The following is a 23490-nucleotide window of genomic DNA, read 5'->3' as shown; positions in this document are numbered from 1 at the left end:
TGTCCGGGTCGGCAGCGTCGGCCGCCGCCACAACCGACCACGGGCCGGGTCAGGAACCGCGCCGCATGCGGTGTCGGGTCCGCGCCGGCGCGGAGGCCGGCAGCGAGGCGATGATGTCGGCGAGGCTGCAGGACGCGAGGCTCTCCCGCCACGCAGAGTGGGCCTCGGCCATCTTCACCGCGAGGACGCAGGCGCGGGCACACTCCTCGGGGGGCAGAGCCCCGGTCCCGCGCCGTCGGATCTCCCGGCAGACGTACGGGGAGACCGCTCCGTCGACGGCCTCGACGACGTCGAGCAAGGTGATCTGCTCCGCCGGTCTCGCCAGCTCGAACCCACCCCGGGGGCCGGTGCTCGCGCGCAGGACGCCCGCCTTGACCAGCGACTGGAGCTGCTTGGCCAGCGAGGCCGGCGGGAGGTCGTAGTACTCGGCCAGTTGCGCGGCCGTCGCGGAGGCGCCCCGCTCGAGCTGCGCGAGCGTCGTCGCGCAGTGCAGGAGCCATTCCGTGCTCGCCGGCAGCCTCACGGACGGGAGCATAACAAGGATATTGCGGGGGACTTTTCTCCGCGATATGGTCCCGCCGAGCCCGGAGAACGAGGGAGGAATCATGCGGGTCGCGGTTGCCGGCGCCACGGGCAACATCGGCGCCAGGGTCGTGAGGGTGCTGGAGGACGCCGGCCACGAGGCCGTCCGCGTCAGTCGGTCGTCCGGGGTCGACCTGCTCACCGGCGAGGGTCTCGACGAGGCCCTGACCGGGGTGCAGGCCGTCGTGGACGTCACCAACTCGGCAGCCACCGAGGTGGACGAAGCGCTCACCTACTTCGGCTCGGCCACCCGCAATCTCCTGGCGGCCGAGGATCGCGCCGGTGTGCGACACCACGTGCTGCTCTCGATCGCCGGCCTGCACCGCGTCCAGGGGAACGCCCACTACGCAGGCAAGCGACTCCAGGAGCGCCTCGTGGAGGAAGGTCCCGTGCCGTGGACGATCGTGCCGGCGACCCAGTTCCACGACTTCCCGGCCATGGTCGCCGGCTGGACGGAGAAGAACGGGGTCGCCACCGTGGCGCCGCTCCTGCTGCAGCCCGTGGCACCCGACGACGTGGCGAGCATCCTCGTGGAGCTGGCGGTCGGTGAGCCGAAGGGACGTTACGTCGACGTCGCCGGACCGGAACCACAGGACCTGGTCGACATGGTCCGCCGCACCAACGACGTGCTGGACCGTCAGGTGAAGCTCCGCCCCAGCTGGTCGACGGTGTTCGGCCCCGAGATGGCCGGCGAGGTGCTCCTCCCCGCGGACGGCGCGCGCATCGCACCCACGACCTTCGACGACTGGCTCGCCGCACAGCGGTGATCCAGCCGGTCCGACCGGACGACCGCGCCTGCCTGGTCGTCCGATCACGTCCACGCCGTGGTCGAGCGCCGCGGCAGGTAGCCGGAGGCCGGACATGCATCCCCGTGCTCAGCGCATCGCCCTGTGCCTGGTCGTGGCCGCGGTCGCGCCGTACACGGCGCTGAAGATCCTGTGGCTCACCGGCAGCACGGTCGGAGTGGAGAGCTCCGCCGGGGCAGCAGAGCTCCACAGCACCCGCGTGGTCGTCGGCAACGTCGTCACCATCCTGCTCGAGCTGATGGCCGTCGGTTTGGCGATCGCGCTGGTCCGTCCGTGGGGGCGGCGCGTCCCCGGGTGGATCGTGGTGGCGCTCGCGGGCGGAGCGACCGGCCTGCTGGCTCCGATCCTCGTCGGGCTCCCCCTGGGCGGTGCGCTGCAGGTGGTGGGGACAGGCGAGCTGCACACCGACGGGATGGACCATCTGAGCCCGTGGGTGTTCGCGCTGACGTACGGCGGATTCGGCCTGCTCGCCATCGGCATCGCAGTCCTCGCCTGGTGTTACACCCTCGGTCGGTGGGGGCGCGTTCTCAGCTACCCCCCGCCTCGTCCGCGAGGCTGGGCCATCGCCGTCGGTGCCCTGAGCATGGTGCCCTTCGGTATGGCCATGACCTGCTGGGGTCTGTTCGGCCCCGGGGCGAGCGGTCCCCGAGGCATGGATGCCCTGTCCCAGCGGACCGTCCTCGCCGTGACCGGACTGCTCGCGCTGGTCGGGTGGGTGGTTCCGCTCGTGAGGCGAGGAGCTCTCCGACCCCGCACCGCCTGGGTGCTCACGTGGGTGGGATGCACGACCGCCGCGCTGCAGGGTCCGACCCAGGTGCTGCTCGCCCACCAGGGTGATCCGGGCCCAGCGATGATCCTGATGGCGCTCGTGACGCTCACGGGAAGCGTGGCGTACGGACTCGCCGTCGTGCACGAGCGTCTCGCCGAGATCAGCCTGGAGACGGGTCTCCGGAGGAGAGCCCCCTGACATGCGGGGCTTCCGGCCGGCCCAGCTGCCTGGACGACGGTGGCACCGCCTGACCGGAACTGACGTCCCCGGGCAGCACACCTAGTCCGGCAGGGCGATGGGGCCGATCTCGGCGAACACGTCGCCGGGGCCCGGGTTCTGCTCGTGGGTGCCGCCGCCGAAGTGCCGCATGATGCCCCAGACCGCGTTGAGGGAGGTCTGCACCGCGCCCTCGACCCAGGCCGGCGTCCACGACACGTCGTCACCCGCCAGGAAGATCCCTCGCTGCTCGGGCGGGAGGTCGTCCTGCACGAAGTGCGCGTACATCCGCTGGTTGTACCGGTAGTGCCCGGGCAGGGCGCCCTTGAAGGCGCCGAGGAAGTTCGCGTCCGCCTCCCACGAGACGGTGATGGGGTCACCGATGATGTGCTGGGCGATGTCGACGTCGGGGTAGATCTTCCTCAGCGCGCCGAGCGCGAGGCGCACCCGCTGGTCCACCGGGTAGGGCAGCATCTTCAGCGCGTCGCTCATCCACGAGTACGTCAGGCAGATGACGCCGGGCTGGTCGTCGCCGTGGTCGAACAGGTAGGTGCCGCGGGTCAGCCGGTCGGTGAGCGTCATGCTCATGACGTCGCGGCCGGTCCTCGGGTCCTTGTCCTTCCAGAAGGGCCGGTCGACCATCACGAAGGTCTTCGACGACTGCATGTACCGGGTGCGGTCCAGCGCCGTCCACATCTTCTGGGAGAAGAGGCTCTCGTCGCAGTCGATCTGCGTCGTCAGCAGCCAGCTCTGGCAGGTGACGAGCACCGCGGGGTAGCGGCGGACGTGGCCCCAGGCGTCCGTGACGGCGAAGCGCCCGTCCGCGTCCCGGGCGATCGCGGCGACGCCGGCGCGCGGCCCGCCGGAGTGCAGCTTCGCCAGCGTCGTCCCGGCCGGCCAGTGGGCGAGCTGGGACGGCGCGTGGTTCCACAGCCCCCACGGCACCTGCTCCACGCCACCCACGACGAAGCGCTGGTCGTCGTCGCAGTTCGTCATCACGACGCGGAAGATCTCGAGCATCGAGTTCGGGAAGTCGGAGTCCCACCCGCCGGTGCCGAACCCCACCTGGCCGAAGACCTCCCGGTGGTGGAACGAGAGCCGGGAGAACGCCTCGGAGCTCGCGATGAAGTCGTAGAAGGTGCGGTCGTCCCACAGCGGGACCAGCTCGTCCCAGAGCGACTTCAGCTTCGTGACGTCGCGCGCCCGGATCGCGTCCTGGATCTCGTCGAAACCCACGGTCCCGAGAGCGTCGGCCCACGCCGCCGCGACCTCCCGGAACAGCGGCGGCAGCGCCTCGGACGACTCGGCGTAGTGCGTCTCGCCCTCGATGTCGATGACCGTGCTGCCCGACGCCGACGTCAGCGGGTTGGGGAACGGCCTGGTCTCCAGGCCGAGCAGGTCGACGTAGCGGTAGAAGGCGGTCGACGACACGGGGAACCGCATGCCACCCAGCTCGGCGACGATCTCCGCGGGGGCGCCCTCGAACCGCGCCGACCGCAGCCGCCCGCCCATCTGCGACGACTCGTAGAGGACCGGCTTGAGCCCGAGCTTCATGAGCTCGTAGGCGGCGACCAGACCGGAGATCCCCGCACCGACGATGGCGACCTCCTCGCCGCGCCGCTCGGGTGGGATCTCGCCGATGCCGACCGGGTGCGTGATCCAGTCGTCGAACGCGAACGGGAAGTCCGGGCCGAAGATCGTGACCGGCGGCCGGTCCTCGTCGCGAGCGGCCTCACGGTCCGGACCGATCGTCACGGCGTCCTCCTCCTCACCTGCACCGGCTGCTCGCGGCTGGTGTCCAGGCGCGCGGTGTCGCACCCTACGGGGGCGCCCGGTGCGGCCCGCCACGCTCAGGCGAGCAGGGCGGCCATCCGCTCGCGGAGCGCGGTCGCGGCCGAGTAGGGCCGGACCATCACGGTCAGCTCGGTGAGCACGCCGTCGCGGCCGCGCAGGACGTCCACGCCCTGGAGGACGCGGCCGCCGACCCTGGTGTCGAAGGCGAGGACGTGCCCGTCGTCGCCCGCGTAGGAGGCGGTGTAGCGGAAGTCCTCGAAGACCGACATGACGCCGGTGAGGATCGCGCGCAGCGGTCCGGTGCCGCGGTAGGGCTCGTGGACGATCGGCGACAGGAAGACGCAGTCGTCGGTGAACAGCCGCACCGCGGCATCGACGTCGCGGTTCTCGACGGCCGCCCGGAAGGCGGCGAAGGGGTCGGTCGGCACGGTCATCCCTCTCAGTCCATCGTCGCGGTGCGGACCCGCACCACCGCAGGCACCCTCCCACCAGCGCCTCGTCGGGGACCACCACACCGCGGTGGCGGCCCCCGACGAGGACGTCCGGCGACCGCCCGGAGCGGTGCCGGGCACCGGCGCGAGGTCTACGGCAGCACCTTGTCGATCTCCGGGGCAAGCAGCTCGCGAGCCCGCTCGGCGGTGATGACGTCGGCCGGGTCCGGCTCGATGACCTCTCGGGAGGCGCCGTCCTCGTACACGTGCTCGCCGATCATCCGGGCGCGCGCATCGTAGGGCCAGACGAAGGCAAGGGTGCGCTTGAGCAGGTACATCTCACCGGGGTCGTCCCCGGGCCGCACGTTCGAGAACGCGCTCTCCCCGAGCATGGGGGCGGGCACGAACCCGTAGAACTCGACCTCACCGGAGAACCCGTGGTCGTTGACCGCGAGGTCGTTCTCGCCCACCCACATCACCAGGGCGTTCGCCGCCGCGAGCGACTCGTAGAAGGCGGTGACCTCGGGCATTCCGTCGAGGATGATCGACTGCCCGCCCTCGTGGAGGCGGTAGTGGGGGTGCTCGACGGTCATGTCCGGCGCCAGCAGCTCCTTGTACCGGCCGGAGACCTCCAGCAACCCGTGCATCCGGTAGTTCTTCAGGATCGCCCGGTGGTGGGGGTTGTCGATGGTGGAGACGAGCTTCTCCAACTCGCGTGCATGGGCGGACAGCGCGTCCTCGTAGCGGCTCACTGGATCTCCTCGGGTGCAGCGGTCTAGGTGGGGGGGATCCTGGGCCGCGCCGCTCGCATCGGTCCATGACGCAGATGGGCCGCCATCGAAAGCGATCGGTTAACAGCGCAGGTCAGAACCGGCCTCGACGTGAGCTGGGCCACTACTGTGTCGGCAGGAGGAGTCACCGTGGACCTCAACCTGCACCTCGTGCGCCACCTCGTCGCCGTCGTCGACGACGGGCACTTCGGTCGTGCGGCCGAGCGGCTCTACCTCAGCGCGCCCGCGCTCAGCCAATCGGTGCGCAAGCTCGAGCGGGCGCTCGGCGTCCCGTTGCTGGACCGCTCCGCCCACCCGGTGCGCCCGACGCCGGCCGGGGAGGGCTTCCTGGCCGAGGCGCGGGAGGCACTCGCCGCCGCCGACCGGGCCGTCGCCGCCGTGATGGCCCACCGCCGCCGACAGGCAAGCACGCTACGGCTGGGCTTCATGACCGCGCCGGCGGGTTGGCGGATCCGTCAACTGCTCGACCAGCTGGCCCGCGAAGTGCCGGAGGTGTCCGTCGACCTCGTGGAACTTCCATGGGCCCAGCAAGTCAGCTCCGTACGAGAGGGCGTCGTCGACGCCTCGCTGGTGCGACTGCCGTTCTCGGATACCCGAGGCCTGCGCTTCGACCCGGTACACCTGGAGAAGCGGGTCGTGGCCCTCCCGGCCCTGCACCCGCTCGCAGTGCGCCCGGCCGTGGAACTCCGGGACCTCGACGGCGAACCCCATGTGACCGACGAGGACGCCGACCCCGCGTGGGTGCGTTGGTGGGCCTGCGATCCACGCCCCAGCGGAGTCGCCGTCCGCTACGGCCCCTCCGTCCGCACCATGGATGCACTGCTCGAGGTGGTCGCATCCAGGCAGGCCATCGCGATCACCGGGGAGTTCGTGGCCGCAAGCTACCGCCATCCCGAGGTGGCGTTCCTCCCGGTCCTCGATGCGGAGTCAGCCATGCTGGCCCTCTGCACCCGAGCCACCGACCCCTCACCGCTCGTAGCGGCCTTGCGGCGGGCGACGAGCTCGGTGCGTGACGCGGACGCGTCGCTCCGTCCGACATCGGCCTGACCGGCTCTGCCCGACGGTGCAGCCTCGGGGAAGCCGACGGACCGGGAACGATCGAAGCCCGCGACCGGCGGGCGGGCCGGTCACGGGCTCGTGTCTGCTCCCCCGATTGGACTCGAACCAATAACCCTGCGATTAACAGTCGCATGCTCTGCCAATTGAGCTACGGGGGATCAGCGGTGCGAACCGCTGGCCCGACGAGAGTACCCCACGCGCCGACGCCCCCCGCACGCGGCTCACGAGGGGCGAAGCGTTGTGCACCACAGGTACGGTGGCCGTCGTTCACCGCATGTTCACTCTGGAGGTTTCCGTGGCCAAGCTGTCGTTCCTCGCCGGATTCGGGGCTGGCTACGTCCTCGGGTCGCGGGCCGGCCGCGAGCGCTACGAGCAGCTCCGGCGCGCCTGGGAGCAGGCCAAGGACGACCCGCGCCTGCAGAGCCTCGCGGGCATGGCGCAGGCCAAGGCCGACGACGCCGTCTCCACGCTGAAGGCCCAGCTGGGCAGCGAGGCCCCTCGCTGATCCGCGCGCCGGCTCAGTCCGGCAGCTCGGCGGCCAGCACCTCGGCGAGCTTCTGCCGTGCGGTCTCCCTGGCACCCGGGTCGTCGCGGTCGGCGTCGTCGTCGAACACCACGGTCCACTCCCGGACGGCCTGACCGGGCACCCGGCGGGCGACCAGCAGCAGCCCTCCCCGGTCCGGCAGCGGTACGCGCCGGCTGGTGACGATGGTCTGGTCCACCCGGCGCCGCACGACCGCGGGGAGGTCGCCGGCGTCCGCGAGCACGTGCCGCACCACCGGCAGCCGCGACTGCACACCCGGCTCCACCTCGGCGAGCGGCGTGACCGTGAAGGAACCGCCGCCGTCGGCGGTCGCGGCCCAGCGGGCGTGCCCCACCTCGTGCCACGGCAGCACCGTGTCCCCGGCGGCCGGGCCGATCACCCGCAGACCGCGGGAGGTGGCCACCAGCCAGCCGGCCCCGCGGGCGAGCACGCCCCAGGCGAGCACCCGCTCGTCGGGGTCGGCCACCGCGGCCCGCACCTCCTCCGGCGGGCGGGCGAACCGGCGCCGCAGCTCGGCCAGCAGGCTCATGCCAGGCCGCCCATCGCACGCTTGCGCAGCGAGATCGCCAGCTGCTCGAGATCCATCAGCTGCTTGAAGGCCTTCATGTACTCGTCGCCGGAGTCGACCGGGTTCGTCCGTTGCAGCCGGCCCTTCAGGGCGGTGATCTCGCGGACGGTCGCCATCTCCTGCACCCGCGCGAGGAGCGCGTTGACGTAGCCGGCGTCGCACTCGCCGCTCACCGAGCGCATCGGCTCCACCGCCAGCGCCGTGAGCAGGGCGCGGGCGCTCTCCCGCTCGCAGTGCGCGGCGACCTCGTCCAGCCAGGCCGGCCCGGTGACGGTCACGGCAGCCACACCCCCGGCCGCGGCGATGGCGGCCACCACGGCGGCGTAGTCGGGGTCGGTGTAGGCGTTCGGGGGGATGGCGTCGAACTCGGGGCCGGCGAGCTCGGGCGCCTGCAACGCGGCCTTCACCGCCTCCCGCTCCACGGCGACCGCGGCGTCGTCGGGGGTGCGCTGGGGCGCGCGGGGGCGGCCCCGGGAGGGCGCTCCTCCCCCGTCACCGGTCGCCCGGCGCACGCGCTCGAGCACCTCTGCCTCGTCGGTGTTGCCGATCATCCCGGCGAGTTCGCGGGCGTAGGCGGGGCGCAGCGCGTGGTCCTTGATCTGGGCCACCAGCGGCACGGTCTTCTCCAGGGCGGCGACCCGGCCCTCCACGGTGTCCAGGTCGTAGCCGGCCAGCGTGGTCTTGAGCACGAAGGCGATCAGCGGGGTGCGGCGGGCAACCAGGTCGCGGACGGCGGCGTCGCCGTGCTCCTGCCGCAGCTCGCACGGGTCACGCCCCTCCGACTCGACCGCGACGAACGTCTGACCGACGAAGCGCTGGTCCTCGGCGAAGGTCTTCATCGCCGCCGCCTGGCCGGCCGCGTCGCCGTCGAAGGTGTAGACCACCTCCCCGCGGAACTCGTCCTGGTCCATCAGCAGCCGCCGCAGCACCCCGATGTGCTCGGCGCCGAAGGCGGTACCGCACGAGGCCACCGCCGTCGTCACCCCGGCCAGGTGGCAGGCCATGACGTCGGTGTAGCCCTCGACGACGACCGCCTGGTGCCGCTTGGCGATGTCACGCTTGGCGCGGTCGATGCCGTAGAGCACCGAGCTCTTCTTGTAGAGCGGTGTCTCCGGGGTGTTGAGGTACTTGGGGCCGGGGTCGTCGTCCATCAGCTTGCGGGCACCGAAGCCGATGACGTCGCCGGTGATGTCGCGGATCGGCCACACCAGCCGGCGGTGGAAGCGGTCGATCAGGGTGCCCCGGGAGGACTCCTTCGCCAGCCCGGCCATGACCAGCTCCTGCTGGCTGAAGCCCTTGGCTCGCAGGTGGCGGGTGAGCCCGTCCCAGCCGCCGGGTGCGTAGCCGCAGCCGAAGTCCAGCGCCGCCTGCCGGTCGAAGGCGCGGTCGGCGAGGAACTGCCGGGCGGGCGCGGCCTCCGGCGTGCCGAGCTGCTCGGCGTAGAAGGCGGCCGCCGCGGTGTTGGCCGCGACCAGCCGCGCCCGCTGCCCGACCGAGGCCCGGTCGGGGCCCGCGGTGGGGCGGCCGCCGTCGTCCTCGTACTTCAGCTCGATGTTGGCGCGGTTGGCCAGCAGCTCGACGGCCTCGGTGAACGACAGGTGGTCGATCTCCTGGACGAAGCGGATGACGTCGCCACCGACCCCGCAACCGAAGCAGTGGTAGAGCCCGCGGCTCGGCGTCACCTGGAACGACGGCGACTTCTCGTCGTGGAACGGGCACAGCCCCTTGAGGCTCCCGCCACCGGCGCGCTTGAGCTGCAGGTGCTCGCCGACGATCTCGTCGATCTTGCTGCGGTCGCGCACCAGCGCGATGTCCGCGGCGCGAATGCGCCCCCGGCCGGCCATCAGGCGACCGCCGCCGCTGCCGTGACCCGCCGGCGGATCACGTGCTCCCACCACAGCAGGAACAGCTGCTGGTCCAGCGGCAGGGCGCCGTCGAGGGTGATCGCGGGCCGCGGGGTCCAGCCCGGCGTGGTGCCGCTCTCCGCCACCTGACGCCCGTGCAGCAGGAACCGGTGGGTCCCCTTCCAGCGGGAGGCGGGCCGCACCTCGACCGTCGCCCCCTCCAGGTCGATCGCCCAGGTGCCCCTCCAGCTCGACGTCTGCCGGGCACGCAGCCGGGCGGTGCCCTCCGGGTCACCCGACCGGTGACCGGTGAGCTCGCGCTTGCGCCGGGCGTACTCCCAGGTGTCGCCGTCGACCGCCACCGTGGCGGCCTCCGTCCACGTCGCGGGGCGCAGCGTCGCCACGACCCGGCCGTCGCGCAGCACCGGCAGGACGCCCTTCGGCGCGCCCTGCGTACCGGCCCTGCCCAGTTCGAGCACCGTTCCTCCCTCAGCCGATGCCGGGCGCGCCGGCGATGCTCTCACCGGTCACGCGGTAGAGCAGGTAGGCAGCAGTCTCCCGCAGGATGTAGCGGAACTGGGTGGCGCGGGTCTGCACCGCCGGGCCCTGGCGGGTCGGTGAGCTCTCCGCCTCGATCCCCGCGTCCTCGGCCATCCGCTCGGCGCGCATCGCGTGCCAGGGGTCGGTGACCAGCACGGCACGCTCCCAGCCGCGCTCGTCGAACGCCGCGCCGACCACGCGCATGCTCTCCAGGGTGTCCACACCCTCGGGCACCGCGAGCAGCGACTCGGTGGGCACCCCGGCCGCCGCGAGGTAGTCGCGCCCGGCCTCCGCCTCGGTGAACTGGTCGCCGGCCGCCTTCCCGCCGACGGTCACGATCACCGGTGCGACGCCCTGCTCGTACAGGGCCCGCGCGTGCTCCAGCCGGGCCGCGAAGATCGACGACGGGACGCCGTTGTACTGGGCCGAGCCCAGCACCACGATCGCGTCGGACTGCGGCCGGGCGTCCTGCCGCGCCGTCCACCAGATGGCGAGCGCCGTGGAGGCCACCAGCAGCACGGCGGCCAGGACCCCGGCCCCGACCACCCGCGACAGCAGACTCCGCACACCCACCCGTCATGGGTACCACGCGGGGACGACGGCGCGCGGCGGCCCGGGACGGGGCACCGGCGCGCCGCCTCGCGTCGCGCCGGCGGCTCGCCGCGCTGCCGGCGCCCCGCGACCGCACCACGGGGAGGCGCGTCCACACACCCCCCTATATGAGAATGATTCTCGTTATGGGTACGGTCACGTCGTCCGATCCCCGAACGACAGGAGCACCCGTGCCTCCCCTCCCCTCCCTCCGCGCCGCCGCCCTGGCGGCCGCCGTACCCCTCGCCCTGGCCACCGGCTGCGCGTCGACCGACGGCGGTGAGCCGGCGTCGGCCAGCAGCGCGCCGACCGCGTCCGGACCGGCGGAGCTGGGCGCCAGCTCGCCGCGCCTGGCCCTGACCTACGACGGCGGCCTCCTGGTCCTGCACGGCGAGACGCTCGAGGTGCTCGCCGACGAGCCGCTCGAGGGCTTCAACCGGCTCAACGCCGCCGGCGACGGCCGACACTTCCTCGTGTCGACCCAGCAGGGCTTCCGCCTGCTCGACGGCGGCGCCTGGGCCGAGCCGCACGGCGACCACGAGCACTACTACGCCGCCGACCCGGAGCTGACCGACGTCGTCCTCCCCGCCGAGAAGCCCGGGCACGTCGTCGCCCACGCCGGGCGGACCGTGCTGTTCGACGACGGCACCGGGGAGGTCACCGCGTTCGACAGCGCCGACCTCGCCGACCCGGACCGCGAGGTGCGCGAGTTCGCCACGCCGGCGGCCCACCACGGCGTCGCGGTGGAGCTCGAGGACGGCACGATGCTCGTCTCCGACGGCACGGAGGAGGAGCGCTCCGGGGTGCGCATCCTCGACGCGGACGGGGACGAGATCGCCGCCCGGGACGACTGCCCCGCCGTGCACGGCGAGACGGTGGCCGCCGACGAGGCGGTCGTCATCGGCTGCCAGGACGGCGCCGTCCTGTACGCCGGCGGCGAGCTGGTGAAGATCGAGAGCCCGGACGAGTACGGCCGCATCGGCAACCAGTTCGGCACCGAGAACTCGCCGATCGTGCTCGGTGACTACGAGCGCAGCGCGGAGGACCGCTCCAGCACCGTGGCGCTGATCGACACCACCACCGCGCAGCTGCGCCTGGTCGACCTGCCGGCGCCGTACTGGTACCGCTCCTTCGGCCGCGGGCCGAACGGCGAGGGGCTGGTCCTGACCTACGACGGCGCGCTGCAGGTCATCGACCCGGTGTCCGGCACCGTCACGGACTCCATCCCGGTCACCGGGCCGTGGGAGGAGTCGGAGAACTGGCAGGACCCGCACCCGCAGGTCTTCGTGGTCGACGGCATCGCCTACGTGACCGAGCCCGCCACCCGGGAGATCCACGCCGTCGACGTCGAGGGCGGCGAGGTGTGGAAGTCGGCGCAGCTGGAGGTCACGCCCAACGAGCTCGCCGGCGTCTCCGGGGACGTCGAGGCGCACGGCGCGCACGAGGAGGACCACGAGCACGACGAGCAGGGCGAGTGATCCGGCCGGCGGCCCTGCCGGCCGGCCTCGTCGCGGCCGGCCTGCTCACCGCCCTGGCCGGCTGCGGGGACGCGGCGAACGGCGCCGACGACGCACGGCTGGACGTCGTGGTCACCTCCTACCCCCTCGCGTACGTGAGCGAGGAGGTAGGCGGACCGCACGTGGAGGTCACCAACCTGGTCCCACCCGGCGGGGACAGCCACCGGCTGGAACCGGCGCCCCGGGACGTCGCGGTCCTCGGCGAGGCCGACGTCGTGGTCCACCAGTCGGGCGGCCTGCAGCCGGCGGTCGACGCCGTCCTCGAGCAGGAGCGCCCCGAGGACGTCGTCGACGCCGCCGCCCTGGCGGACCGGGGTGCCGATCCGCACTTCTGGCTCGACCCCACCCGCCTCGCCGACCTCGGTCACCGCCTCGCGGGCGAGGTCGCCGAGGCGGACCCCGGTCACGCCGACGCCTACCGAGAAGGCGCCGAACGGCTGGCGGCCGCGCTCCAGGAGATCGACCGGGAGTACGCCGACACCCTCGCGCCCTGTCGCGGGGCCACCCTGCTCGCCTCGCACGAGGCGTTCGGCTACCTCGCCGACCGGTACGGCCTGCGGCAGGTCGGGGTGGCGGGGCTGGACCCGCACGTCGAGCCCTCGCCCAGCCGGTTGCGGCAGGTCGCGGAGGAGGTCACCGGCACCGGCGCCCGGACGATCTTCTTCGAGGCCACCGCCGGGGACCGCGTCGCCCGGACCCTCGCGGGCGACCTGGGGCTGGCCACCGACGTGCTGCACCCGGTCGAGCGGGTGCAGGCGGAGGAGACCTATCCCGAGCTCATGGCGGCCAACCTGGCGGCGCTGCGTCGCGGGCTCGCCTGCGACGGCTGACGGCGGGCCCGGGCCCCTGCACCGCAGCCGCCGTGCAGGGGCCCCCGGGCCGAGCTCGCGAGGCGTGGGGGCTCCGGGATCCTCTCTCAGGCGCCCGCGCGTCCTCCGCCGAGCGCGGCGCGCCCGGCCTCCAGCCGCGCCACCGGCACCCGGAACGGCGAGCAGGAGACGTAGTCCAGGCCGACCTCGTGGAAGAAGTGCACCGAGTCGGGGTCGCCGCCGTGCTCGCCGCAGATGCCGAGCTTGAGGTCGGGCCGGGCCGCCCGGCCGCTCTCGGCGCCGATCCGCACCAGCCGGCCGACGCCGTCCCGGTCCAGCGACTCGAACGGCGAGATGCCGAAGATCCCCTTGTCCAGGTACTGGTGGAAGAACGCGGCCTCGACGTCGTCGCGGGAGAAGCCCCACGTCATCTGGGTGAGGTCGTTGGTGCCGAACGAGAAGAACTCGGCGTGCTCGGCGATCTCGGCGGCGGTCAGCGCCGCGCGGGGCACCTCGATCATGGTGCCGATCAGCGGCCGCAGGTCGACGCCGCACTCCTCGCAGACCTCGGCGAGCACCCGCTCGGACTCCTCGCGGATGGCCTCCAGCTCCTGCACCGCCCCCACCAGCGGGATCATGATCTCCGGCCGCGGATCGCCCCCGGCCTGCTTCCGCTCGCAGGCGGCCTCGGCGATGGCCCGCACCTGCATGGCGAACAGCCCGGGCACCACCAGACCGAGCCGCACCCCCCGCAGGCCCAGCATCGGGTTGGACTCGTGCAGGCGGCGGACCGCGGTCAGCAGCCGCAGATTGCCCTCGTCGGGTTCGCCGCGCTCCTCGGCCAGCGCGACCCGTACCGACAGCTCGGTGAGGTCGGGGAGGAACTCGTGCAGCGGAGGGTCCAGCAGCCGAACGGTGACCGGCAGCCCGTCCATCGCCTCGAAGATCTCCAGGAAGTCCTGCTTCTGCAGCGGCTCCAGGGCGTCCAGGGCGGCCTGCCGTTCCTCGTCGCCGTCGGCCAGGATCAGCTTCTCGACCAGCTTCCGGCGGTCGCTGCCGAGGAACATGTGCTCGGTCCGGCACAGGCCGATCCCCTGGGCGCCGAACCGCCGGGCACGGGCGGAGTCCTCGGGGGTGTCGGCATTGGTGCGGACGTCGAGCCGCCGCTTCTCGTCGGCGTGGGTCAGGATCCGGTGGACGCTCCTCACCAGGTCGTCGGCGTCATCGTGCTCCGGGTCGAGCTCGCCCTCGAAGTAGCGGACCACCGACGAGGGCTCCACCGGCACCTCGCCAAGCCACACCTTGCCGGTGGAGCCGTCGATGGAGATGACGTCGCCCTCGCGGACGACGGTGCCGTCGGGCGCGGTGAACTCCTTCGCCCTGGTGTCGACCCGCAGCTCCTCGGCGCCGCAGACGCAGGTCTTGCCCATGCCCCGGGCGACGACGGCGGCGTGCGAGGTCTTGCCACCGCGGCTGGTCAGCACCCCCTCGGCGGCGATCATGCCGGAGAGGTCGTCGGGGTTGGTCTCCCGGCGGACCAGGACGACCTTCTCACCACGGTCGGCCCACTGCGCCGCTGCCTCCGAGCTGAACACGGCCCGGCCGACGGCCGCACCGGGCGAGGCGTTCATGCCCTGGGTCAGCTGCTGGGCGTCGCCCCCGGAGACGAACCGCGGGAACATCAGCTGGGCGAGCTGGTCACCGGTGACCCGGCGGACCGCCTCGTCCATGTCGATGAGCCCCTCGTCGACCAGCTGGGTCGCGATGCGGAACGCCGCCCCCGCCGTCCGCTTGCCGACACGGGTCTGCAGCATCCAGAGCTTGTTGCGCTCGATGGTGAACTCGATGTCGCAGAGGTCGCGGTAGTGCGACTCCAGCCGCGACATCGTTGCCATCAGCTCGTCGTAGGCGCCCTTGTCTATGGTCTCCAGGTCCGCCAGCGGCACGGTGTTGCGGATGCCGGCGACGACGTCCTCCCCCTGCGCGTTCTGCAGGTAGTCCCCGTACACGCCCTGCTCGCCGCTGCCCGGGTCGCGGGTGAACGCCACGCCGGTGCCGGAGTCCATGCCCAGGTTGCCGAACACCATGGCGCAGACGTTCACGGCGGTGCCGGCGTCGCTGGGGATGCGCTCGCGACGGCGGTAGATGATCGCCCGGTCGGAGTTCCAGGAGTCGAAGACGGCGTTGATCGCGAGATCCATCTGCTCCCGCGGGTCCTGCGGGAAGTCCTGGCCGGTGTGCTCGCGCACGATGGCCTTGAACCGGACGACGACGTCGCGCAGGTGCTCGGCGTCGAGATCCAGGTCCAGATCGGTGCCCTGCTCCTCCTTGGCCGCGTCGAGGGCGTCGTCGAAGAGCGCGCCGTCGATGCCCAGCACGGTCTTGCCGAACATCTGGATCAGCCGGCGGTAGGAGTCCCAGGCGAAGCGCTCGCTCCCCGACTGCGCCGCCAGACCCTGGACGGAGTCGTCGTTGAGGCCGACGTTCAGAACCGTCTCCATCATCCCCGGCATGCTCGCCGCGGCACCGGACCGGACCGACACCAGCAGCGGGTCGACCGGATCGCCGAGGGTCTTCCCCATCGACTTCTCCAGCGCCGCCAGGTGCCCGCTGACCTGCTCGTCCAGCTCCGGCGGGGTGCTCCCGTGCTCCAGGTAGTACCGGCAGGCGTCCGTGGTGATGGTGAAGCCGGGCGGCACGGGCAGACCCAGGTTGGTCATCTCGGCCAGGTTGGCGCCCTTGCCGCCGAGCAGGTCCTTCTGGTCCCTGCTGCCCTCGCTGAAGTCGTAGACCCACTTCCCGTCAGCCACCCGTACCTCCGCATCCGTCAGCCCTCCGGGGCCGATCCGCCAGAGGAGACAATGCCGCGCGGAGCAGACGTCCTAAACGTCCACCCCGCCGACGTCCGTCGATCCTGGCGTACAAGAGCAGCCGGCGCGAGCCCTGGCCGCGGTGGCGCCGGTCGGGGTCAGTCGATCCCGCAGATGCGCGGGCCGTCCTCGTTGACCACGGCGAGCTGTGCCGATCCGCCGTCGTCCCAGCGGACGGTCACCTGCTGCACCCGGGCGCCCTCGCCCGGGTCGTCCTCGACCTCGACGATCTCGGCGTCCCCCGGGCGCGAGTACTCGGCCTCCATGCCGGTGCCGTCCAGCCGACCGCGCTCGTCCTCGCACAGCAGCCCGTACGCCGTCTCGGTGTCCCCGTTCGCGAGCGCCGCCAGGAACACCCCGGTGACCTCGGTGGCCTGGTCGGCGGGCCCGCCCCGGACCAGGTATAGGACGCCGACCATGCCGACGGCCACCACCACGGTGCCCACCAGGCCGCCGATCAGCCAGCCCTGCCGGGCGCGCGGCGTGCCGGTGTGCAGCGGCGCGGGGTCGTCGTCGTAGAGGAAGGGGCCCTGCGTCATCCGCCGCTCGTCTCCAGTTCTGCGCCCACGGGTGGGCGGGGGTCGTCCCGGTCGGCGAGCCAGCCCTCGGGAAGGGCGACGGGGCGGGGGGTGCTCGTCCGGCCGCGCGGCGCACCGAGGACGGCGGTCGGGTACGGCTGGTCGGGGATGCCCGCGAGCAGCCCGGCCAGCTCGTCGAGGCTGCTGACCATCGCCAGCGCCCGGCGCACGTCCCCGCCCACGGAGAAGCCCTTGAGGTACCAGGCGACGTGCTTGCGGAAGTCGCTGCAGCCGTGGCGCTCGCCGTGCTCCTCGGCCAGCAGCGTGGCGTGCCGGTGCATGATCGCCGCGACCTCGCGGAACGTCGGCAGCGCTCGCCGCGCCTGCCCCGCGAAGGCGGCGGCGAGGTCGCCGAACAGCCAGGGCCGCCCCAGGCAGCCGCGGCCGATCACGACGCCGGCGCAGCCGGTCTCGGCGACCATGCGCAGCGCGTCGTCGGCCTCCCAGATGTCGCCGTTGCCGAGCACCGGGATGTCGACGGCCTCTACGAGCCGCGCGATCGGTGCCCAGTCGGCGGTGCCGCTGTAGAGCTGGTCGGCGGTCCGGCCGTGCAGCGTGATCGCCGCGGCGCCCTCGTCCTGGGCGATGCGGCCGGCGTCGAGGTAGGTGACGTGGTCGGCGTCGATGCCGATGCGGGTCTTGATGGTGACCGGCACGTCCTTCGCGGCGCGCACGGCCTCCCGGACGATGTCCCGCAGCAGCACGCGGTGCCACGGCAGCGCCGAGCCGCCGCCCTTGCGGGTCACCTTCGGCACCGGGCAGCCGAAGTTCAGGTCGATGTGCGCCGGTCGGGTGCCGGCGACGCCCTCGTCGACGAGCATCTCCACGGCGCGGCCGACGGTCGCCGGGTCGACGCCGTACAGCTGGACGGAGAAGGCGTCCTTCTCGTCGGCGGTCGCGCGGATCATCCGCAGCGTCTTGTCGTTCCGCTCGACCAGCGCCCGCGTGGTGATCATCTCGCAGACGTAGAGGCCGGCCCCGAACTCACGGCACAGCGTGCGGAAGGCCGGGTTGGTGATGCCGGCCATGGGCGCGAGGACGACGGCGGGGTCGACGGTGAGCGCACCCAGCCGCAGCGGCGGCAGGGGCGCCGTCGTCGTCGGCTCGAGCGTGGCGGTCACGGCACCCAGAGTAGGCGGCGACCGCCGTCACTCGGACCTCCGCCGCCCGGCCGGGTGAGCCGCCAGCAGGCTCGAGCCGCCTGGTCGCCCGTCCAGCCGCGCCACGACCCGGGTCGACGGTCGGCGGCGCGACTCGAGCCGCACGCCGTCCCCAGGCCGGCGCCGGTCCACAGACCGGGCAGGGCGCGTCCCGGAAATGGCTGGCTGCCCGACGGTCGTCCCGTGACCACGCACCTGCACGTCCCGCTCGCCGTCGACGAACCCGCACGGCGGCGCCTGGGCATCTTCACCACCGCCGACCTCGCCGCTCGGGGCGTGACCGAGCGCGAAGTCCGGACGGCGACCCGAACGGGCGCGTGGGTGCGACTGCGCACCGGTGTCTTCGTCAGCGCCGCGGACCTCGCCGAGGTGGAGCGCACCGATCGTCGACCGGGCCTGGAGGCGCTGGCCGTCACGACCGCCCTGGCCCGTCCGTCCGCCGTCCTCAGCCGGGACAGCGCGGCCTGGGTGTGGGGGCTGCCCCGCCCGTTCCCGGCTCCGGTCGCCGTGCACCTGACCGATCCGCACCACTGGCGCCGGGGACGCGGCTGGCTGATGACCCGGGCTGCGCTGCCCGACGACGACGTCACCGTCCGCGGCGCCTACCGGGTGACGACGGTGGCACGCACGCTGGTCGACGTCGCCAGGGCCTGGCCGGAGATCCACGCCGTCGCCGCCGTCGACGCCGCCCTGCTGCGCGGCCTGACGACCCACGACGACGTGCGCCGCGTCATCGACCGGCAGGTGAACGTGCCCGGGATCCCGCGTGCCGGCCGCGCGCTGGGCCTCGCCGACGGCCGGGCCGAGTCGTGGCTGGAGACCTGCGGCCGGCTGACGTTCGCCGCGCTCGGGCTGCCGCCGTTCGTACCGCAGGTGGAGCTGCGTGTCGACGGTCAGCTGGTGAAGGTGGTCGACGGCTGGTACCCCGGGGCCGCGGTGGCGGTGGAGTTCGACGGCCGGATCAAGTACCGCCGACCGCAGTTCGGCCGCACCGCGGAGCAGGAGCTGTGGGAGGAGAAGCGCCGGGAGGATCTGCTCCGCTCGGTCGGGGTGCGGTTCCTCCGAGTCTTGTACGAGGACCTCAACGGGGGGCGTCGACGACTGGACCGGTCGGCACGGCGGCTGCTCGCCGTCCCCGGCCCCGAGGTGCGGGAGTTCCTGGCGGTGCCGCGGCCCGCGGGCCGCGCGCGCGGTCACGACGCTGGGGACGACGGATGGCTCGCCCGGGTCGAGGACGGCGTCGGCCGACCGGGTTGAGCCGCACCGGCGCCCCGGAAGCCGCGCCGTGGCGCGGCGCACCGGTCGGCCGTGCGGGTTGACCCGCCGCACGGCCGACCGGCTTCACCGGTGGGACGACACGAGCTCAGAACGGGTAGACGCGCGGCTCCACCTGCATGCTGATCCAGCGCAGCTCGGTGAATGCCTCGATGCCGGCGAGCCCACCGAACCGCCCGTACCCACTGTCCTTCACACCACCGAAGGGCATCTGCGCCTCGTCGTGCACGGTGGGCGCGTTGATGTGGCAGATGCCGGACTCGATCCGCCGGGCGACCTGGAACCCGCGTGCGGCGTCGCGTGTGAAGACGGCGGCCGACAGCCCGTAGGCGCTGTCGTTGGCCGCGGCGACCGCCTCCTCCTCGCTCGCGACCCGGGTGATCGTGACGGCCGGGCCGAAGATCTCCTCGTGGAAGATCTCCATGTCCGGCGTGACGTGGTCGAGCACCACGCCGGGCATGATCGTGCCCTGCGGCTCGCCCTTGGTCAGCACCTTCGCGCCCTTGGCGACGGCGTCGTCCACCAGTCGCTGGATGTGCTCGACGGTGCTCGTGCCGATGACCGAGCCGAGGACGACGTCGCCCGTGCGCGGGTCGCCGATCGGCAGCGACTCCACCCGGGCGACCAGCTTCGCGACGAACTCCTCGGCGATCGACTCGTCGACGATGATCTTGTCGGTCGACATGCAGACGTGGCCCTGGTTGACGAAGCCGCCGAAGGTCGCCCCCTGGACGGCGGCGTCGATGTCGGCGTCGTCGAGGACCAGGAGCGGGTTCTTGCCCCCCAGCTCGAGCAGCGCCGGCACGAGGTGGCGCGCGCAGACCTCGCCGATGATGCGGCCGACCCGGGTGGAGCCGGTGAAGTTGAGCCGGCGGACCGCCGGGTGGGCCACCATCGCCTCGGTCACCTCGGCGGCGTCCTCCGGGGCCACGGTGATGACGTTGACGACGCCGTCGCCGAGGCCGGCCTCGATCAGGATCTCCCCGAGCAGCATGTGCGTGGCCGGCGAGAGCTCCGAGCACTTGAGGACGACGGTGTTGCCGGCGGCGAGCGGGAAGGCCACCGCGCGGGTCGACAGGATGACCGGCGCGTTCCACGGCGCGATGCCGATCACCACGCCCGCCGGCTGGCGGATGCCCATGCTCAGGCTGCCGGGGACGTCCGAGGGGATCACCTGCCCGCCCACGTGCGTGGTGAGACCCGCGGCCTCCCGCAGCATGCCCGCGGCGAGGTGGACGTTGAAGTGCCCCCAGCCCGCGGTCGCGCCGCACTCGGCGGCCATCCGCTCGACGAAGCGGTCGGTGTTCACCTCGAGGAGGTCGGCAGCCTTCAGCAGCAGCCGCCGGCGCTCGCCCGGCGTCGTCGCCGCCCACTTCTGGAACGCCGATGCCGCGGCGTCGACGGCCCGGACGGCGTCCTCCACCCCGGCGGCCGGCGAGCGCGTCACGGCCTCGCCGCTCACGGGGTTGGCGCGGTCGAAGGTCCGGCCGCTGGTGGCCGTCCGCTTCTCGTCACCGATGAGCAGGCTGGTCTCGAACACGGGGAACTCCTCCTACTGGGTCGCGGGGTGAGGGGGCCTCCGGCGTCGGTCAGCAGCCGGGGAGCCGGGCCGCGAGGTAGGACTCGACCTGGTCCAGCGCGACGCGCTCCTGGCTCATCGAGTCGCGCTCCCGGATGGTCACGGCCTGGTCCTCGAGGGTGTCGAAGTCGACGGTGAGGCAGAACGGCGTCCCGACCTCGTCCTGGCGCCGGTACCGACGGCCGATGGCGCCGGCGTCGTCGAAGTCCACGTTCCAGTTCCGCCGCAGCGCAGCGGCCAGGTCGCGGGCCTTGGGCGAGAGGTCGGCGTTGCGCGACAGCGGCAGGACGGCGGCCTTCACCGGCGCCAGGCGCGGGTCGAGCTTGAGCACCGTGCGGGTGTCGACGCCGCCCTTGGCGTTCGGCGCCTCGTCCTCGGTGTAGGCCTCGACGAGGAACGCCATGAGCGAGCGGGTGAGCCCGGCCGCCGGCTCGATGACGTACGGCGTCCAGCGGGTGTTGCTGGCCTGGTCGAAGTAGGACAGGTCGGTGCCCGAGTGCTGGGTGTGCGTGGACAGGTCGAAGTCGGTGCGGTTCGCGATCCCCTCCAGCTCACCCCACTCCGAGCCCTGGAAGCCGAAGCGGTACTCGATGTCGACGGTGCGCTTCGAGTAGTGCGACAGCTTCTCCTTCGCGTGCTCGTAGTGCCGCAGGTTGTCCGGGGAGATGCCCAGGTCGGTGTACCAGCGGGTGCGCTCGTCGATCCAGTACTGGTGCCACTCCTCGTCGGTGCCCGGCTCGACGAAGAACTCCATCTCCATCTGCTCGAACTCGCGGGTGCGGAAGATGAAGTTGCCCGGGGTGATCTCGTTGCGGAACGACTTGCCGATCTGGCCGATGCCGAACGGGGGCTTCTTGCGCGCGGCGCCCATGACGTTGGCGAAGTTCACGAAGATGCCCTGCGCGGTCTCCGGGCGCAGGTAGTGCAGCCCCGACTCGTCCTCGACCGGGCCGAGGTAGGTCTTGAGCATCATGTTGAAGTCGCGCGGCTCGGTCCACGCGCCCTTCGTGCCGCAGTTCGGGCAGGCGATGTCGGCCAGCCCGTTCTCCGGGAGCCGGCCCTTCTTCGCCTCGAACTCCTCCTCGAGGTGGTCGGCGCGGAACCGCTTGTGGCAGCTCTGGCACTCGGTCAGCGGGTCGGTGAAGACCCCGACGTGGCCGGAGGCGACCCACGTCTGGCGCGGCAGGATCACCGAGGAGTCCAGGCCGACGATGTCGTCGCGGCTCTGCACGACGGTGCGCCACCACTGGCGCTTGATGTTCTCCTTGAGCTCGACGCCCAGCGGGCCGTAGTCCCAGGCGGAGCGCGTGCCGCCGTAGATCTCCCCGGACGGGAACACGAAGCCCCGTCGCTTGCAGAGGTTGACGACCTTGTCGAGGCGGGCGGCGTCGTGCTTGGCGGTGCTCACGCGGAGAGGCTCCATCCGGCTGGCGGTCGGCGGTTGACCTGCCCACGGTAGTTGGCCGGTCGTGCGGCGCTCTCAGTCGGTGGCCGCATCCGGTCGCCCGGGCGTCTCCGGGCAGAACAGCAGCGTGAGCGAGGCCCGGATCTCGGCGTGCCGCACGAGGAAGGCCCGCTCGTCCAGTCGCTTGCGCCGCAGCCAGCCGGTGACCTCGTCGTTGCACTTGCTGGCGTTGCAGGGGCCGCAGGCCGGGACGACGTTGCCGAACGTGTACCGCCCGCCCCGAGAGATCGGGAGCACGCAGTCGCGCTGCAGGGGCCCGGCGGCTCCGCAGTACGCGCACCCGCCCCAGGCGTGCGACAGCGCAGCCCACTGGGCATCGGTGAGGTCGTGCTCGACGGCGTCCATGCGGCGCTTGCGCCGACGGGCGTACCGGGCGGTGCGGGTGCGGCTGACCACGGCCGAACCGTAGGCGCTGCCCGTCAGTCGGTGAGGTAGGCGCCCGGCTCGTCGAGGGCGTGCACCCAGACCGGCGCTCCGGCGACCTTGACCTCGGCCGCGGAGAGACCCCGCCGGTAGGCGCCGACCCCGTCCCAGCGGGTCACCAGCGCCCAGAGGGTCGGGTCGTCGGCGGCCCGGCCCAGCTCGCCGCCGCGGAAGCCGGGCCGGGCCGCGAGCGCCGCCAGCAGCCCGGCCACCGCGTCGGCGAGCGCGCCCGCCTCGTCCGCGGCCACCCGCAGCCGTGTCACCGCGAACATGCGCGCTCCCCCGTCCGGTCCACGCCCGGCATCCTCCGTCATCGTCCCGCCGGGTCGGCACCCCGCCGGTCAGCGGAAGTCGCAGGCCGTCCCGTCGGCGCCGACGTGGACCAGCAGGAGGAAGGGTTCGCCGTCGTCGAGCTCCAGGGTGAACGAGGCCATGTCGGTGGCGGACCCCGCCTGGTGCTCGACCCCGTCGAAGGTCCCGCTGGTGAAGCCCTGGCCGCCGAGGGTGACGCGGTAGAAGTAGTCACCCAGCACCTGCGCCGGGTTACCACCGGCCGCGGCGTCGACCGCCCCCTCCTGGACCTCCACGCAGGAGAGGTCGAACGCGTTCTGGAAGTCGCCCTTGCCCATCGCCTCCACCCAGGCGAGGGCGACGTCGCCCGAGCCGGCGTACCGGCCCTCCTGCCCGGGAACGGGCTCGGCTCCCCGCGCGCCCCCGGGCAGCTGACCCGTTCCGCCGAGGGGCGCCGACGGGGACCGGCTCGGCTGCGTGGCAGGCCCGCTGGTCCCGCCCGCCGGCTGCTCGGCGCTGCGCCGTTCGGCGTCGTCCCCGCGCAGCAGGACGACCAGCAGGAAGCCGAGACCGGCGATCAGCAGCACCGCGGCACCGATCAGCCACGGGAGCAGCGTGCGCTTCCGCGGGCGGTCGGCCGGCGGCACGCCGGGCCCGCCGTACGGGGGCGGGCCGTAGGGCGGTGGTCCGGACGGTGGTGGCCCGCCGTGCCAGTGCTGCTGGCCCGGGGGCGGATGCTGGCCCGGGGGCTGGTGCCCGTAGGGCGGCGGCCACCCGCCGCTCTCGCCCGGCACCGGGGCGGCCGGGAAGGGCCCGGTCGGCGGCGTCCAGGCCGTCGCCCCGGAGCCGTCGGCCGGACCGTGTCCCGGCCGGCCGGCCGGGTCGGGTGGGCCGGCGGGCTGGTCACCGGTCGAGGGGTGGGTCATCGTCTCCGCTTCCGCTCGGCGCCGCGGCCGGCGGGCTGCCCGGCTGAGCGGAAACGGTACGG

23 protein-coding genes and 1 tRNA gene are annotated in these 23490 nt (G+C 73.1%); 7 read left to right on the top strand and 17 right to left on the bottom strand.

The window, feature by feature from the left end:
• Positions 1 to 49 precede the first annotated feature (49 nt).
• A complete protein-coding gene (locus tag ACI79K_RS05340) occupies positions 50 to 523 on the bottom strand; it encodes an RrF2 family transcriptional regulator (RefSeq protein ID WP_456588939.1) in 474 nt (157 codons plus the stop codon).
• Positions 524 to 605: 82 nt separating this feature from the next.
• On the opposite strand from ACI79K_RS05340, the gene ACI79K_RS05335 reads away from it, so the two are divergent.
• On the top strand, positions 606 to 1349 hold the full coding sequence (locus ACI79K_RS05335) for an SDR family oxidoreductase (RefSeq protein WP_456599141.1): 744 nt from the start codon (positions 606 to 608) through the stop codon (positions 1347 to 1349).
• Between the two features lie 94 nt (positions 1350 to 1443).
• On the top strand, positions 1444 to 2355 hold the full coding sequence (locus tag ACI79K_RS05330) for a hypothetical protein (protein WP_456599140.1): 912 nt from the start codon (positions 1444 to 1446) through the stop codon (positions 2353 to 2355).
• An 81-nt stretch (positions 2356 to 2436) separates the two neighbouring features.
• Here ACI79K_RS05330 and ACI79K_RS05325 read toward each other — a convergent pair whose 3' ends face one another.
• From ACI79K_RS05325 to ACI79K_RS05315, 3 genes are all read right to left on the bottom strand, one after another.
• Positions 2437 to 4128, bottom strand: a complete 1692-nt coding sequence (locus tag ACI79K_RS05325; protein ID WP_456599139.1) for a flavin monoamine oxidase family protein — start codon at positions 4126 to 4128, stop codon at positions 2437 to 2439.
• A gap of 95 nt (positions 4129 to 4223) precedes the next feature.
• Positions 4224 to 4601 carry a nuclear transport factor 2 family protein gene (locus tag ACI79K_RS05320; RefSeq protein WP_456599138.1) on the bottom strand — a complete coding sequence of 126 codons (378 nt, stop codon included), beginning with the start codon at positions 4599 to 4601 and terminating at the stop codon, positions 4224 to 4226.
• Between the two features lie 149 nt (positions 4602 to 4750).
• On the bottom strand, positions 4751 to 5350 hold the full coding sequence (locus tag ACI79K_RS05315; RefSeq protein ID WP_456599137.1) for a hypothetical protein: 600 nt from the start codon (positions 5348 to 5350) through the stop codon (positions 4751 to 4753).
• A gap of 168 nt (positions 5351 to 5518) precedes the next feature.
• On the opposite strand from ACI79K_RS05315, the gene ACI79K_RS05310 reads away from it, so the two are divergent.
• Complete coding sequence (locus tag ACI79K_RS05310; RefSeq protein ID WP_456599136.1) at positions 5519 to 6436, top strand: LysR family transcriptional regulator; 918 nt, start codon at positions 5519 to 5521, stop codon at positions 6434 to 6436.
• 97 nt (positions 6437 to 6533) lie between these two features.
• Here ACI79K_RS05310 and ACI79K_RS05305 read toward each other — a convergent pair.
• A tRNA-Asn gene (locus tag ACI79K_RS05305) sits at positions 6534 to 6606 on the bottom strand.
• Positions 6607 to 6743: 137 nt separating this feature from the next.
• On the opposite strand from ACI79K_RS05305, the gene ACI79K_RS05300 reads away from it, so the two are divergent.
• Positions 6744 to 6953 (top strand): hypothetical protein, encoded by a 210-nt coding sequence (locus ACI79K_RS05300; RefSeq protein ID WP_456588930.1) that lies wholly within the window; start codon positions 6744 to 6746, stop codon positions 6951 to 6953.
• Positions 6954 to 6966: 13 nt separating this feature from the next.
• Here the strand turns inward: ACI79K_RS05300 and ACI79K_RS05295 are convergent, their stop codons facing one another.
• The 4 genes from ACI79K_RS05295 to ACI79K_RS05280 are packed head-to-tail and all read right to left on the bottom strand — an operon-like array spanning position 6967 to position 10517.
• Positions 6967 to 7521: a hypothetical protein gene (locus ACI79K_RS05295; protein WP_456588929.1), complete on the bottom strand. Its 555-nt coding sequence runs from the start codon at positions 7519 to 7521 to the stop codon at positions 6967 to 6969.
• A complete protein-coding gene (dnaG, locus tag ACI79K_RS05290; protein ID WP_456599135.1) occupies positions 7518 to 9404 on the bottom strand; it encodes a DNA primase in 1887 nt (628 codons plus the stop codon). Before dnaG ends, ACI79K_RS05295 begins: the two co-directional genes overlap by 4 nt.
• Positions 9404 to 9883, bottom strand: a complete 480-nt coding sequence (locus tag ACI79K_RS05285) for a hypothetical protein (RefSeq protein WP_456588927.1) — start codon at positions 9881 to 9883, stop codon at positions 9404 to 9406. The genes dnaG and ACI79K_RS05285 overlap by 1 nt, the downstream gene beginning before the upstream one ends.
• 10 nt (positions 9884 to 9893) lie before the next feature.
• Positions 9894 to 10517 (bottom strand): YdcF family protein, encoded by a 624-nt coding sequence (locus tag ACI79K_RS05280; RefSeq protein WP_456588926.1) that lies wholly within the window; start codon positions 10515 to 10517, stop codon positions 9894 to 9896.
• A 209-nt stretch (positions 10518 to 10726) separates the two neighbouring features.
• Here ACI79K_RS05280 and aztD point away from each other — a divergent pair, with 209 nt between their 5' ends.
• Positions 10727 to 12013 carry a zinc metallochaperone AztD gene (aztD, locus tag ACI79K_RS05275; protein ID WP_456599134.1) on the top strand — a complete coding sequence of 429 codons (1287 nt, stop codon included), beginning with the start codon at positions 10727 to 10729 and terminating at the stop codon, positions 12011 to 12013.
• Positions 12010 to 12882, top strand: coding sequence for a metal ABC transporter substrate-binding protein (locus tag ACI79K_RS05270; RefSeq protein ID WP_456599133.1), 873 nt, complete (start codon positions 12010 to 12012; stop codon positions 12880 to 12882). Before aztD ends, ACI79K_RS05270 begins: the two co-directional genes overlap by 4 nt.
• An 86-nt stretch (positions 12883 to 12968) precedes the next feature.
• On the opposite strand, the gene ppdK is transcribed toward ACI79K_RS05270, so the two are convergent.
• From ppdK to dusB, 3 genes are all read right to left on the bottom strand, one after another.
• Entirely contained in the window at positions 12969 to 15671 is a 2703-nt protein-coding gene (gene ppdK / locus ACI79K_RS05265; protein ID WP_456599132.1) for a pyruvate, phosphate dikinase, read from the bottom strand.
• A gap of 158 nt (positions 15672 to 15829) precedes the next feature.
• Positions 15830 to 16270, bottom strand: coding sequence for an Rv0361 family membrane protein (locus tag ACI79K_RS05260; RefSeq protein ID WP_456588922.1), 441 nt, complete (start codon positions 16268 to 16270; stop codon positions 15830 to 15832).
• Positions 16267 to 17430 carry a tRNA dihydrouridine synthase DusB gene (dusB, locus tag ACI79K_RS05255; protein WP_456599131.1) on the bottom strand — a complete coding sequence of 388 codons (1164 nt, stop codon included), beginning with the start codon at positions 17428 to 17430 and terminating at the stop codon, positions 16267 to 16269. Before dusB ends, ACI79K_RS05260 begins: the two co-directional genes overlap by 4 nt.
• A gap of 222 nt (positions 17431 to 17652) precedes the next feature.
• Between dusB and ACI79K_RS05250 the strand changes: the two genes are divergently transcribed.
• The gene (locus ACI79K_RS05250; RefSeq protein ID WP_456599130.1) at positions 17653 to 18726 is read left to right on the top strand and encodes a type IV toxin-antitoxin system AbiEi family antitoxin domain-containing protein; all 1074 of its coding nucleotides are present in this window, start codon (positions 17653 to 17655) and stop codon (positions 18724 to 18726) included.
• A 106-nt stretch (positions 18727 to 18832) separates the two neighbouring features.
• Here the strand turns inward: ACI79K_RS05250 and ACI79K_RS05245 are convergent, their stop codons facing one another.
• The 5 genes from ACI79K_RS05245 to ACI79K_RS05225 all read right to left on the bottom strand — a co-directional run bounded on the left by ACI79K_RS05245 (position 18833) and on the right by ACI79K_RS05225 (position 23428).
• The gene (locus ACI79K_RS05245) at positions 18833 to 20284 is read right to left on the bottom strand and encodes an aldehyde dehydrogenase (protein WP_456599129.1); all 1452 of its coding nucleotides are present in this window, start codon (positions 20282 to 20284) and stop codon (positions 18833 to 18835) included.
• 49 nt (positions 20285 to 20333) lie between these two features.
• The gene (locus ACI79K_RS05240; protein ID WP_456588918.1) at positions 20334 to 21731 is read right to left on the bottom strand and encodes a glycine--tRNA ligase; all 1398 of its coding nucleotides are present in this window, start codon (positions 21729 to 21731) and stop codon (positions 20334 to 20336) included.
• Positions 21732 to 21803: 72 nt separating this feature from the next.
• Positions 21804 to 22184: an HNH endonuclease gene (locus tag ACI79K_RS05235; protein WP_456588917.1), complete on the bottom strand. Its 381-nt coding sequence runs from the start codon at positions 22182 to 22184 to the stop codon at positions 21804 to 21806.
• Between the two features lie 23 nt (positions 22185 to 22207).
• Positions 22208 to 22483, bottom strand: a complete 276-nt coding sequence (locus ACI79K_RS05230) for an antibiotic biosynthesis monooxygenase (protein ID WP_456588916.1) — start codon at positions 22481 to 22483, stop codon at positions 22208 to 22210.
• Positions 22484 to 22552: 69 nt separating this feature from the next.
• Positions 22553 to 23428 carry a hypothetical protein gene (locus ACI79K_RS05225; protein ID WP_456599128.1) on the bottom strand — a complete coding sequence of 292 codons (876 nt, stop codon included), beginning with the start codon at positions 23426 to 23428 and terminating at the stop codon, positions 22553 to 22555.
• Between the last annotated feature and the right edge of the window lie 62 nt (positions 23429 to 23490).

The organism is Blastococcus sp. SYSU DS0616, assembly GCF_054051015.1.
This window is presented reverse-complemented; position numbering and strand designations above follow the sequence as displayed.

Coding starts and splice junctions, on each gene's coding strand:
- ACI79K_RS05335 (WP_456599141.1), top strand. CDS start 606: ATGCGGGTCGCGGTTGCCGGCGCCACGGGCAACATCGGCGCCAGGGTC.
- ACI79K_RS05320 (WP_456599138.1), bottom strand. CDS start 4,601: ATGACCGTGCCGACCGACCCCTTCGCCGCCTTCCGGGCGGCCGTCGAG.
- ACI79K_RS05225 (WP_456599128.1), bottom strand. CDS start 23,428: ATGACCCACCCCTCGACCGGTGACCAGCCCGCCGGCCCACCCGACCCG.
- dnaG (WP_456599135.1), bottom strand. CDS start 9,404: ATGGCCGGCCGGGGGCGCATTCGCGCCGCGGACATCGCGCTGGTGCGC.
- ACI79K_RS05295 (WP_456588929.1), bottom strand. CDS start 7,521: ATGAGCCTGCTGGCCGAGCTGCGGCGCCGGTTCGCCCGCCCGCCGGAG.
- ACI79K_RS05330 (WP_456599140.1), top strand. CDS start 1,444: ATGCATCCCCGTGCTCAGCGCATCGCCCTGTGCCTGGTCGTGGCCGCG.
- ACI79K_RS05230 (WP_456588916.1), bottom strand. CDS start 22,483: ATGTTCGCGGTGACACGGCTGCGGGTGGCCGCGGACGAGGCGGGCGCG.
- ACI79K_RS05260 (WP_456588922.1), bottom strand. CDS start 16,270: ATGACGCAGGGCCCCTTCCTCTACGACGACGACCCCGCGCCGCTGCAC.